Below are 11,754 nucleotides of genomic sequence, written 5' to 3'. Positions count from 1 at the left end.
CCGTTTTGTACTGCCCCCCGCGGGGTTTGGGGTCGGGCCCCGGGGCCGGCCCGGGGCCGCGGCGGCGGGGGGGGGCCCCCGGCCCCGCCCCCCGCCCCCCCCCCCCCCGCGACAGGGCGCTCACCCGCGTGACGCCCGCTCGGCGGCCTCGGCGACGCGCTTGATGCGCGCCAGGCGCCGGTCCCAGTCGGCTGCGAGCGCCGACATCCACCGGGCGGTGGCGTTCAGCGCGGCCGGCCGTACCGCGTACCGCACCTCACGCCCCACCCGGCTCCCGGTGACGAGCCCGGCGGCGTCCAGCACGGCGAGGTGCTTGACCACCGCCTGCCGCGAGACGGGCAGTCCCTCGGCCAGTTTCGTGGCCGTGACCTCGCCCCCGGCCGCCAGCAGATCGAGCAGTTGGCGTCTCGTCGGGTCGGCCAGTGCGGCGAGGACGCTGTCGACCTCCTCGGCCTCGCCTCGTTCCTCGGTCACACCGACGGCTGGGCGACGCGCTTCTTGAACGCGTCCAGGACCTGGGGCCAGCCGTTGCTGTTGTCCTCGTGGGCCTTGTGCCGCAGCTCCGCGGACCCGGACAGTGCCGCGAAGCCGCTCTCGACGACACGCAGCCTCGTGCTCGCGCCCTCCGGGATCAGGGTGAACTCGACCAGCGTGCTGTTGGCGTCGGTCAGCGCGTCTCCGGGGAACGCGCTGGTCCAGCGGTAGGCGACGTAGGTGGGGGGCTCGACCTTCTCCACCCGCACCGGGAACTCGCCGTACTGGGGGTTCTTCACCACGGTCGACTCGCCCTCCTTGCCCTCCGTGGTGGACAGGCTCTCCTCGTCGGCGACCCAGAATCCGGGCACGGCCACCAGCGGCCAGACCTTCTCCGGGGGTGCTTCGATCAGGGTTTCGCGTTCGATCCGGTCCTCGGACATGAGGTGCTCCTTCACAGCGACCAACTGATGCAACTCCAGGGTTGCACGTCGGGGTCTTCATCACAACCCTACGGTTGCACGTCCGGGACATGGGGACGGAACGGGGAGCCCGGACCGGAGACCGGGAACGAGAGACCGCGAGAGGCGGGGGCCAATGGCATCCGACCGGGACACCTCCAACCCGAAGGAACACATCCAGCCATAGACAGCCATGGTGGTCGCAGAGATGAAACGTGTCCCCCCAACTCCCGCGAGTTAATTGATTGTTGGGGTCCAAGCACTATGCAAGAGGGGTCGCGGTGCCGATCATCTCTGTCATGAACCTGCAGCCCGATGGGCGGGTCGCAGCCTCATGGAGGTGTTGGGATGCACCGAAAACTCGCCACCGGCCTCGCCGCATCGGCCATGGCCCTGGCAGCTGTCATGGCGACCGCTACAGCCGCTGGCGCCGCCCCCGCCGACAAGCCCCAGGTCCTGTCCAACTGGACCCAGACCAGCGCGTCGAGCTACAACGCCTGGGTCGCCGCCCGAGCCAATCAATCGGCCTGGTCGGCGTACGCTTTCGACTGGTCCACCGACTACTGCTCCACATCGCCGGACAACCCGTTCGGCTTCCCCTTCGCCACCTCATGTGCCCACCACGACTTCGGCTATCGCAACTACAAGGCCGCCGGCACCTTCGATGCCAACAAGTCCCGCCTCGACAGCATGTTCTACGCGGACCTGGGGCGAGTCTGCGCCAACTACAGCGGCGCGACGAAGGCCTCTTGCGACAGCACTGCATGGACCTATTACCAGGCGGTCAAGGCTTTCGGCTGACCTCTCCGCCCACCCACCGGGAGCCTCGACAGCGCGCAGACATACTTGCCATGTGTCCGCCCGCACCTCGGTGTGATTCGAGCCAACCGTGCTCCGCCCGAACGCCAATGACAGATCGTCAGTTCTCGGCTCATCACGGCGGGCGCTGCCTCCCCGGTCTGCAGTTGGACCCGTACCGCCCTCCCCGCGCCCACCAGCCGCGCTCGGTTACATTGTGCCCACTGGACCACAGGGGGAACGCATCATGGCTGCAGGAATACGGGGCGGGTGGCGGGGGGCGGTGTACGTGGCCTTGTCGACCGTCGTGGCGACGGGCTGCTCGACCACCGCCGACGAGAGTCCGAAGGCGGGCACGAGCGCGACGTCCACGGACCGGGCTTCCGGTGCCACCGGCACAACGGCCAAGAGCGGTGCCGCACTCGGTCCCGCGGGCTCGGCCTGCGAACTGCCGGTCAGCTTCGACACGGCCGAGAACTGGAAACCGCAGTCCATCGACGCGGCGGCGCAGGCCCCGATCGGAACGGACGGCACCAGGGACGTCACGGATCCGCTCTTCCGGCAGGGACCGGTCACCCTCGTCTGCGAGATCGACGCCAAGCCCGCCGGGAACATCGGCTACCTCCGGGTCTGGACCGGAAAACCGGGCGCCGATGACGCGGTCACCGTGCTCAAGGCCTTCGTGGCCGCCGAGCACGGCGCGGGCAAGGCGGTCTACCGCACGTTCGACGCGGGCGGCCTGTCCGGCGCCGAGGTGGAGTACGTCCACACCAGTGAGGCCTTCAAGGAGTCGAAGAAGGAGTCCGCCTTCGCCGTCACCACCGATGACGGCCCGGTCGTCGTGCACCTCGACGGACTGGACACCGGGGAGCACACAGAGATGCTTCCCGCGTACCGACTCGCCCAGCGGACGCTGCGCACCACCTGACCTCCGCGAGCGCTCCGGCGACGAGCCGCCACCCCGCCTCACAAGACCGGCCGCCACGCGGGCACGGCCCTTGCGCCGTCCCGCGAGCGGCCCGGTCGCGACGGCCGCGCCCGCGACAAGGCGGGCCCCGGCACCGACGCGTCGTCCGTGAGGCGGTTTCGACCGGGCGGACCCAGAATGAATGGGACGGCCTCGTACCCCGGCCGTCGAGCCGTCTCGGGGCAGTCGGATCGTGACCGTTGACCTTGCGGTCCTGGCCCCTTGAGGCTCGGGACTTGCGAGCGCGCGGGTGGTCGAACGATGAAGACGGACGAGCCGGCAGCCACGGCCGACGAGAGCAGAGCGTCACGCGGGGCGAGTCGCACTCCCGCCCCGCCCGCGGACACCGGTCCGGCGGAAGACCCGGCGGCTCCCCAGGGCGTCCGCCACGACGAGGCGGTCGCCCTTCTTCACCTGGCCACGAGGCTGAAGGCCGCTTATCCCTCGGTCGACCCGTCCGTCGTGGACCAGGTGGTCGCCACGGCCCGCGGCTCCTTCCGGCAGGCGAAGGTCAGGACCTACGTCCCCATTCTGGTCGAGCGCCGGGTCCGCGCGCTGCTCGCCGGCCTCGACGGGAACGGAGCCGCCCCCCGGGGGACGGCCGCCGGCGACGCCGGTGCCGCGGAGCCGGGGACGGCGGGGACGGCGGAGCGGTCCGCGGAGCGCCCGCGGCGCTCTCCCCTGCTGGGCCGGTGGATCCCCGCGCGGCTCCGGCCCGCACCCGCGTCGGCCTCCGACCTGGGCGGTGCCGGTGAGGGCCCATGACCGTGCGGTGCTCACCGTGACAGGAGAAGAGGCGGGGCCGTCATGAAGGACACCAGGGCCGAACGCGTCGCGCGGCTCATCGAGCCGCTGCGGGTCGAGCCGGGCTCACGGGTGAACCTGGGCAAGGACTTCGACCCCCGGTACAAGGGCGGCCTGAAGAAGAAGCAGGGGGTGGAACTGCTGCGCACGGGCGTGTCGCTGCTCGCCGAGTACCAGGAACGGCTGGCCGCCCAGGACACGTACGGCGTCCTGCTGTGTCTTCAGGCGCTCGACGCCGGGGGCAAGGACGGAACGATCCGGCACGTCATGAGCGGCGTGAACCCGCAGGGCGTCAAGGTCAGCAGCTTCAAGCAGCCCTCCGCCGAGGAGCTCGACCACGACTACCTGTGGCGGTACGCGGCCCGGCTGCCCGCCCGCGGCGACATCGCGATCTTCAACCGTTCGCACTACGAGGAGGTGCTCGTCGTCCGGGTGCATCCGGAGGTCCTGGACCGGCAGCGGCTGCCGGCGGACGTGCGCGGGCCGGACATCTGGGACCGCCGCTACCGGGCGATCAACGACTGGGAGCGCTATCTGACCGACAACGGGTTCAAGGTCGTGAAGATCTTCCTGAACCTGTCCAAGGAGGAACAGCGCACCCGGTTCATGAAGCGGCTCGACCTGCCGGAGCGGAACTGGAAGTTCTCCGCCGCCGACGTCCGGGAGCGCCGGCGGTGGGACGAGTACCAGCACGCGTTCTCCGAGATGCTCACGCACACCAGTACGCCGTGGGCGCCCTGGTACGTCGTACCGGCGGACCGGAAGTGGTTCGCGCGGATCTCCACGGCGGCGGTGCTGGCGCACACGCTCATGGACATCGACCCCGCCTATCCGGTGGTCGGCAAGGAGGCGCGCAAGGATCTCCGGGCCGCGCGGCGGGAGCTGGAGGCCGATGCTCCGGAGGGTGCGCCGGCCGATCCGTACGCGGCCCGGCACCCGGTTCCGGGAGCGGGCGACGGCCGGCGGCAGGCGTCCTCGCGGACCGGTAAGCGCAAGCGGAAGTAGGTCCCTCGCGGCCCACGGGACACGGGCGGCGGACCGGATCCAGATCGGAGAGCAGAGATGGCGATGCAGTCGAGCGGCCCGAAGGCTCCGGAGCGTTCCGCTCCGGAGCTCTGGTACGCGCGTGATCCGCAGGACGTCGCGTCGGCCTTCGGTGTCGACCCCGCGTCCGGGCTCACCGCGGCCCGGGTCGCCGAACTGCTGGCCGAGAACGGGCCGAACGCGCTGCCGGAGGAGAAGCCGAAGCCGGCCTGGCGGCGGTTCGCCGAGCAGTACCGCAGCTACATGCAGATCGTGCTCGTGGTGGCCGCGGTCGTCTCGCTGGCCATCGCCGAGTGGACCACGGCGATCCTGCTCGTCCTGCTGACCCTGCTGAACGCGGTCGTGGGACTGCGGCAGGAGGGGAAGGCCGAGAGCGCCATGAACGCGCTCCAGTCCATGCTCACCGCGACGGCCCGGGTCAGGCGTGACGGGAACGAGTCGGAGATCCCGGCGGAGCAGGTGGTCGTGGGCGATGTCCTGCACATCTCCGCCGGGGACCAGGTTCCGGCGGACGGGCGGATCGTCGAGGCCCACGCGCTGCAGATCGACGAGTCGGCGCTCACCGGCGAGAGCGTCCCCGCGTCGAAGGACGCCACGACCCTGCCGAAGGTCGTACTGGGACCGGGCGACCAGTCGAACATGGCGTTCATGCACACACCGGTCACCCACGGCAGCGGTCTCGTGATCGTCACCGGGACGGGTGAGGGCACCGAGCTGGGCAAGATCTCGGAGATGCTGTCGGCTACCGAGCGGGAGGAGGCGCCGCTCACCAAGGAACTCGACGCCCTGACGCTGTGGATCACGGCCGCCGCGGGGGCGACCATGATCGTGATGTTCTCGCTCGGGCACAGCCGCGGCCAGGCGTGGGACGCCCTGTTCGTCAGCGCGGTCTCGCTGGCCATCGCCGCCATTCCCGAGGCCCTGCCCACGGTGACCCAGGCGATCCTGTCCGTCGGCAGTCTCAATCTGGCGAAGCGCAACGCGATCGTGAAGGAGCTGCCGTCCGTCGAGACCCTGGCCTTCACGTCGGCGATCAACTCGGACAAGACCGGCACCCTGACGATGAACCAGATGACGGCGGTGGAGGTGGTCACGGCCGCCGACCGCTACACCGTCTCGGGCACGGGGTACGGCCTCGAAGGGCGGATCCATCACGCCGCGGGCTCCTCCGCGAGCATCGAGGAGGCGATCCTCCCGTACCTCGTCGCGAACGACGGCAAGCTGGTGGACGGCGAGGTCGTGGGCGATCCCACCGAGGGCGCGTTCCTGGTGCTGGCCCACAAGGCCGGGCTGGACATCGAGGCCACCCGCGAGCGGCTGCCCCGGCTCGCCACGCTGCCCTTCGACCCCGGTTACAAGCTGATGGCCACCTTCAACTCCACGGTCGACCCGTCCGGGCGTCCGGTGGTGCGCTGCTTCGTCAAGGGTGCGGCTCCCGCGGTGCAGGCCCGCGCGACGACCGCGCTGTCCGGCGGCACGACGGTCCCGTGGGACGCGGACCTGAGCCGGCGCGCCGACGAACAGGGCGAGCGCATGGGCGGGGAGGGACGCCGGGTGATGGCGGCGGCCACCCGGGACCTCGATCCGGCCGACTTCGATCCGGACGGCGACCTGCTCGGTTATGTCATCGGGCTGCGGATGACGAGTCTGGTCGGGATGGTCGACCCGCCGCGTGAGGAGTCCAAGGCGGCCGTGGCCAGCGCCCAGGCGGCGCACATCCGGGTCCGCATGGTGACCGGGGACGACGTCACCACGGGTGCCGCCATCGCCCGGCAGCTGGGGATTCCGGGCGAGGCCGTCCTCGGCGCCGATTTCGCCGCGCTGCCGGAGAGCGAGCGGCTGGCCCGTATCGACGGCATCGGTGTGGTGGGACGGGTCGCGCCCGAGCACAAGGTGCTGCTCGCGGACACGCTCAAGAAGAAGGGTGCCGTCGTCGCGATGACCGGCGACGGTGTCAACGACGCCCCCGCCATCAAGGCCGCCGACATCGGCATCGCCATGGGCAGCGGCACGGACGTGGCGAAGAACGCGGCGCGGATGATCCTGTCCGACGACAACTTCACGACGATCGTCTACGCCGTGGAACAGGGCCGCAAGCTCTACGACAACCTCACCAAGTACATCCGGTTCGTGCTGCTGTTGCTGGTCACGTTCGTCCTGACCTTCCTCGGGGCGACGATCTTCAACATCGCGGCCGGTGAGCCCTTCACCCCGCCGCAGGTGCTGTGGATCCACTTCGTGGTCAACGCCTCCTTCGGCTTCGCGCTCGGCTTCGACCAGGAGAGCGTGGGACTGATGCGGCGCAGGCCTCGCCCCCGGGGAGAGTCGGTGCTGACCCGGCCCGTGATGGTGACGGTCGGCCTCAGCGGGCTGGCGATCACGCTGATCCTGCTCGGGCTGATCAAGCTGGGCGAGTCCCGTTACGACAGCGTCGAGATCGGCAGTTCGATCGCGTTCACCGCGTTCGCCCTCTGCCTGATCGTGGCCGCGTTCGAATGCCGCAGCGAGACGGATTCGGTGCTGACGCCCAGCACCTTCGACAGCAAGCAGATGAACTGGACGGCGCTGGCGCAGTTCGTCCTGGCGGTCGCGGTGACGCAGCTGGACGGGTTCCGCCGCATTCTCGGCACCACCGAGATCGACGCGCGGCAGTTCGGCTGGGCCCTGCTGTCCGCTGTCGCGTTCCTGGTCGTGTGGGAGGTGGGTAAGCTCCTGGCCCGCAGAGCGCGGCGCACCGACTGACCGCGCGGGCCCTGTCCATGAGCCCGCCGGCACGATCCGAAGGGCCGGCCCGTGTCGAAGCACCACGGCATCCCGCACGGAGGGTGGCGCATCCCTGCGCCGGCGCTGCCCGGACTCCCGGTGCTCAGGCACTACCGGCGGAGCTGGCTGCGCGGTGACCTGCTGGCCGGGGTGACGGTCGCGGCCTATCTGGTGCCGCAGGTCATGGCGTACGCCAGTGTCGCCGGGCTGCCGCCCGTGGTGGGCCTGTGGGCGATCCTGCCGGCCATCGTGCTGTACGCCCTCCTGGGTTCGTCCCGGCTGCTGTCGGTGGGTCCCGAGTCGACGACGGCGCTGATGACCGCGACGGTCGTCGGGCCGCTCGCCGGCGGCGATCCGGAGCGGTACGCGGTCCTGGCCTCGGCGCTCGCCGTCGCCGTCGGGCTGATGTGTCTGGTGGCCTGGGCGGCACGGCTGGGCTTCGTGGCCGACCTGCTCTCGCGGCCCGTGCTGATCGGGTATCTGGCGGGCGTGGCACTGATCATGATGGTGGATCAGCTCACGAAGCTGACCGGTGTGCCGACGGACGGTTCGGAGTTCTTCCCGAAACTGGCCTCCTTCCTCGGGAACCTGGACGAGATCCATCCCGCCACGGTGACCCTCAGCGCCGCGACGCTGGCCGTCCTGTACCTGGCCACGCGGCTGCGCTGGCGCGTCCCGGGACCGCTGCTGGTCCTGGTCGCCGGTACGGCCGTGGTCTCGGCCTTCGACCTCCAGGACCACGGCATCGCGGTGATCGGAAAGATCCCGGCCGGGCTCCCCCGCCCGCACTTCCCCCCGCTCGACACCCTGCCCCAGCTGCTGCTGCCCGCGGTCGGCGTCCTGCTCGTGGCGTACACCGACTTCATCCTCACCGCCCGCGCCTTCACGACCGAGGACGGCGGTACGGCGATGGACGCGAACCAGGAACTGCTGGCCCTGGGCGCGGCGAACCTCGGCGCCGGCACTCTTCAGGGGTTCCCGGTGAGCAGCAGCGCCAGCCGTACGGCCCTCGCGCAGTCCACGGGCGCGCGCACCCAGGCGTACGGGCTCACGGCCGGGCTCTCGGTGCTGGCGGTCCTGCTGTTCCTGAGTCCCCTGCTCACCGACACGCCCTCGGCCGTCCTCGGCGCGCTGGTCGTCTACGCGGCGATCCGGATGATCGACCTGGCCGGCTTCCGGCGGCTGGCGTCCTTCCGGCTCCGGGAACTCATGCTGGCCGTCGGCTGCCTGATCGGCGTCCTGGCCCTGGACATCCTCTACGGCGTGCTGGTGGCCGTGGGTCTGTCGGTCGCCGAGCTGCTGAGCCGGGTGGCGCGCCCGCACGACGCGGTCCAGGGGCTGGTGCCGGGCCTCGCGGGCATGCACGACGTCGACGACTTCCCGGACGCCCGGGTGATCCCCGGTCTGCTGGTCTACCGCTACGACTCTCCGCTGTTCTTCGCCAACGCGGAGGACTTCCGGCGCAGCGCCCTCGTCGCGGTGGCCGAACAGGAGGTCCCGGTCAGGTGGTTCGTCCTCAACGCGGAGGCCAACGTGGAGGTGGACATCACCGCCCTGGACTCGCTGGACGAGCTGCGCCGTGAACTCGGGGGGCGGGGCGTCGAGTTCGCGATGGCCCGGGTCAAGCAGGATCTGCGCGACGATCTGGACGCCTACGGGCTGAGCGCGTCCGTCGGCGAGGACCGCATCTTCCCCACGCTGCCCACGGCGGTCGCCGCGTACCGTTCCTGGTGCCGCGACCACGGCGTCGATCCGGGCGACGAGGACGGCGGTCTCGACGGGACCGGCCGGCCGGAGGCCGGCCTCGGCTGAACGGCGCCGCTGGGCCGGGCGGCGTGGGTACGGGCCGTCTCAGGTGCCGGGGATCCTCACGGGATCTCCTGTTCGGCCCAGATGATCTTTCCCTCCGCCGTGTAGCGGGCGCCCCAGCGGTGGGCGAGCTGGGCCACCAGGAACAGGCCCCGGCCGCCCTCGTCCGTGCTCCGGGCGTGCCTGAGCCGTGGGGCGGTGCTGCTGGCGTCGGAGACCTCGCAGGTCAGCCGGGTGTCGCAGAGCAGCCTCAGCCGGATCGGCGGTACGGCGTAGCGGATGGCGTTGGTGACGAGTTCGCTCACGATGAGTTCGGTGGTCATGGTGAGTTCCCCGAGTCCCCAGGCCTCGATCGCGCGTGTGGCACGGGCCCGCATCTCGGAGACGGCGGCCGGGTCCACCGGGACCTCCCACGAGACGACGTGGTCGTCCCCGAGCGTGTGGGTGCGGGCCAGGAGCAGGGCGATGTCGTCCGGCTGGGGAACGGGCACGAGGTGCCGTACCGCCTCCGTGCAGAGCGCGTCGAGGTCGGGGTCCGGCCGGGCGAGCAGTTCCCCCAGCTGTGCCATGCCGAGTTCCATGTCGTAGTGCGCTCCCGCCACGAGGCCGTCCGTGTAGAGGCCGATCAGGGTGTTCTCGTCGAGCTCGACCTCCCGGCTCTCGAAGGCCATCCCGCCGAGGCCGAGCGGCGGCCCGGCGGGCAGCTCCGGATAGGAGAAGCATCCGTCGGGGGTGACGAACACGGGCGGCGGGTGTCCGGCCCGGGCCATCGAGCAGCGCCTGGTGACGGGATCGTAGACGGCGTAGAGGCAGGTCGCTCCGAGGAAGGAGGAGGAGGTGTTCCGGTCGGCCTCCTGCTCGGGGGTGCTCCGGTCGGCCCGCTGTTCCTGGGTGCGCTCCTCGCTGAGCCGGAGCACGAGGTCGTCGAGGTGGGCCAGCAGTTCGTCGGGGGGCAGCTCCATGTCGGCGAGGGTCTGCACCGCGGTGCGCAGCCGGCCCATGGTGGCCGCCGCGGTGATGCCGTGGCCGACCACGTCGCCGACGACCAGGCCCACCCGGGCCCCGGACAGCGGGATGACGTCGAACCAGTCGCCGCCGACCCCGCCGCTCGGGTCCGCGGGCAGGTAGGAGGAGGCCACCTCCAGAGCTGTCCCGCCCGACAGGGCGTGGGGCAGCAGACTGCGCTGCAGGGTGACGGCCGCCGTGTGTTCGCGGGTGTAGCGGCGGGCGTTGTCGACGCACAGTGCCGCGCGCGCCACCACCTCGCGGGCCAGCAGGACGTCGTCGGGCTGGAACGAGACCGGGTTGAGGGAGCGCAGGAAGGTGGTGAGGCCGAGGGCGGTGTTGCGCGCCCGCATCGGCACGGAGATGAGGGAGTGCAGCCCGTACCGGCGGATGCTGGCCGCTCGTTCGGGCTCCTCGGCGATCCACAGGTCGTCGTCCGGGTCGAGGACCTGCATGAGGACCGGCTCGCCGCTGGTGAGCAGGTGCACGTCGTGGGGCGGCGGGAGGAAGTCCGCCCGGTCGCCGATCCGGGCCACGGCCTCCGGGCACCCCTCCCGGACCGAACTCATGCCCGCGCGCCGCATGACGGGCTTGACGGGTGCGGGTCCGGCGTCCGACAGCCAGGCTCCGTGTCCCTCGGTGCTGAGGACGGATTCGAGGAGGTCGACGATGACGAAGTCCGCGAAGCGCGGCACGGCGAAGTCGGCGATCTCCTGGGCCGTGCGCATGACGTCGAGGGTCCCGCCGATGGTGGTCCCGGCTTCGTTGACCAGCGACAGCAACTGCCGGGCGTTCCACCGCTCGGTGACGTCCAGGACCATGTAGCACACGCCGGTGTAGGAGTTGTCGACGCCGAGCAGCGGGAAGAACGAGGAGGAGTAGGCGTGCCGCCGGTGCGGGTCGGCCCAGCTCCATCCCAGGTACTCGTAGTCGATCATCGGCTCGCCGGTCGCCAGGACCTTGCGCATCAGTCCCTCGATGGTCTCCGCCTGCAGCCCCGGCAGCAGTTCCGTCAGCCGGCGCCCGAGCCGCTGCCCGCGGGGCACACCGCCGAGGTGTTCCAGGGTGTCGTTCATCCAGACGTAGCGCAGTTGGAGGTCGAGCACCGCCATGCCGACCGGGGAGCGGGTCAGGAACCCGTCGAGGAAGGCCGGGCCCACCGTCCACTGCCGTGCGCGGTCCCGGGCCGAGATCAGGAAGCACTCGCTCTCGCCCATGCGGAAGGACGCGGAGACACGCAGGTCGGTGTCGACGCGCCGGCCGTCGCGGTGCCGCAGGGGGATGTGGCCGCTCCAGCCCATCCCGCCGCGGCAGCGCTCGGCGACCGCCGCCACCCGTGAGGGGTCCCGGGGCAGCGCGAGCAGACGGACGGCCGGGGTGCCGACCATCTCGGCCGCCGGATGGCCCAGGAGTGCTTCGGCACCCCTGGTCCAGCCCACCACCACCCCGTCGCCGGACACCACCACCGCCGCGTCGGTGGACGCGTCAAGGGGATCGCCCGGTTCTTCGGACACGGGTGCGTCGGAACCTTTCTGCGCAGAAACCATGAAGCTCTCATCCTCTACACGACCATGTTCCTGCTTGTCCGTCCGATGCGCAGGCCCGGCGGACGATCACCGCCCCGGAACG

At 71.1% G+C, this 11,754-nt stretch carries 9 protein-coding genes; 6 read left to right on the top strand and 3 right to left on the bottom strand.

The annotated features are described in order from the left end of the window. Positions 1 to 120 precede the first annotated feature (120 nt). Both ACH4S8_RS03195 and ACH4S8_RS03190 read right to left on the bottom strand, forming a co-directional pair. On the bottom strand, positions 121 to 474 hold the full coding sequence (locus ACH4S8_RS03195; protein WP_398390373.1) for an ArsR/SmtB family transcription factor: 354 nt from the start codon (positions 472 to 474) through the stop codon (positions 121 to 123). Beyond that, positions 471 to 917: an SRPBCC domain-containing protein gene (locus ACH4S8_RS03190; RefSeq protein ID WP_398390371.1), complete on the bottom strand. Its 447-nt coding sequence runs from the start codon at positions 915 to 917 to the stop codon at positions 471 to 473. The genes ACH4S8_RS03195 and ACH4S8_RS03190 overlap by 4 nt, the downstream gene beginning before the upstream one ends. A gap of 366 nt (positions 918 to 1,283) precedes the next feature. Here ACH4S8_RS03190 and ACH4S8_RS03185 point away from each other — a divergent pair, with 366 nt between their 5' ends. The 6 genes from ACH4S8_RS03185 to ACH4S8_RS03160 all read left to right on the top strand — a co-directional run bounded on the left by ACH4S8_RS03185 (position 1,284) and on the right by ACH4S8_RS03160 (position 9,123). After that, positions 1,284 to 1,736, top strand: a complete 453-nt coding sequence (locus ACH4S8_RS03185; RefSeq protein ID WP_398390370.1) for a phospholipase — start codon at positions 1,284 to 1,286, stop codon at positions 1,734 to 1,736. A gap of 244 nt (positions 1,737 to 1,980) precedes the next feature. After that, a complete protein-coding gene (locus ACH4S8_RS03180) occupies positions 1,981 to 2,661 on the top strand; it encodes a lipoprotein (RefSeq protein ID WP_398390369.1) in 681 nt (226 codons plus the stop codon). A gap of 300 nt (positions 2,662 to 2,961) precedes the next feature. After that, complete coding sequence (locus ACH4S8_RS03175) at positions 2,962 to 3,465, top strand: three-helix bundle dimerization domain-containing protein (protein WP_398390368.1); 504 nt, start codon at positions 2,962 to 2,964, stop codon at positions 3,463 to 3,465. Positions 3,466 to 3,507: 42 nt separating this feature from the next. Then, positions 3,508 to 4,509 carry a polyphosphate kinase 2 family protein gene (locus ACH4S8_RS03170; RefSeq protein WP_398390366.1) on the top strand — a complete coding sequence of 334 codons (1,002 nt, stop codon included), beginning with the start codon at positions 3,508 to 3,510 and terminating at the stop codon, positions 4,507 to 4,509. A gap of 63 nt (positions 4,510 to 4,572) precedes the next feature. Further along, positions 4,573 to 7,290: a cation-translocating P-type ATPase gene (locus ACH4S8_RS03165; protein WP_398390712.1), complete on the top strand. Its 2,718-nt coding sequence runs from the start codon at positions 4,573 to 4,575 to the stop codon at positions 7,288 to 7,290. 51 nt (positions 7,291 to 7,341) lie between these two features. Beyond that, positions 7,342 to 9,123 (top strand): SulP family inorganic anion transporter, encoded by a 1,782-nt coding sequence (locus ACH4S8_RS03160; protein WP_398390364.1) that lies wholly within the window; start codon positions 7,342 to 7,344, stop codon positions 9,121 to 9,123. Between the two features lie 56 nt (positions 9,124 to 9,179). On the opposite strand, the gene ACH4S8_RS03155 is transcribed toward ACH4S8_RS03160, so the two are convergent. Next, positions 9,180 to 11,672 carry a SpoIIE family protein phosphatase gene (locus ACH4S8_RS03155; protein ID WP_398390362.1) on the bottom strand — a complete coding sequence of 831 codons (2,493 nt, stop codon included), beginning with the start codon at positions 11,670 to 11,672 and terminating at the stop codon, positions 9,180 to 9,182. Positions 11,673 to 11,754 lie beyond the last annotated feature (82 nt).

This window comes from Streptomyces sp. NPDC021080 (assembly GCF_044333225.1).
GTDB lineage: Bacteria > Actinomycetota > Actinomycetes > Streptomycetales > Streptomycetaceae > Streptomyces.
This window is presented reverse-complemented; position numbering and strand designations above follow the sequence as displayed.

What these genes read in the sequence shown, in the direction of transcription:
- ACH4S8_RS03180 (WP_398390369.1), top strand. Translation starts at nt 1,981, where the DNA reads ATGGCTGCAGGAATACGGGGCGGGTGGCGGGGGGCGGTGTACGTGGCC.
- ACH4S8_RS03170 (WP_398390366.1), top strand. Translation starts at nt 3,508, where the DNA reads ATGAAGGACACCAGGGCCGAACGCGTCGCGCGGCTCATCGAGCCGCTG.
- ACH4S8_RS03155 (WP_398390362.1), bottom strand. Translation starts at nt 11,672, where the DNA reads ATGGTTTCTGCGCAGAAAGGTTCCGACGCACCCGTGTCCGAAGAACCG.
- ACH4S8_RS03165 (WP_398390712.1), top strand. Translation starts at nt 4,573, where the DNA reads ATGCAGTCGAGCGGCCCGAAGGCTCCGGAGCGTTCCGCTCCGGAGCTC.
- ACH4S8_RS03190 (WP_398390371.1), bottom strand. Translation starts at nt 917, where the DNA reads ATGTCCGAGGACCGGATCGAACGCGAAACCCTGATCGAAGCACCCCCG.
- ACH4S8_RS03185 (WP_398390370.1), top strand. Translation starts at nt 1,284, where the DNA reads ATGCACCGAAAACTCGCCACCGGCCTCGCCGCATCGGCCATGGCCCTG.
- ACH4S8_RS03175 (WP_398390368.1), top strand. Translation starts at nt 2,962, where the DNA reads ATGAAGACGGACGAGCCGGCAGCCACGGCCGACGAGAGCAGAGCGTCA.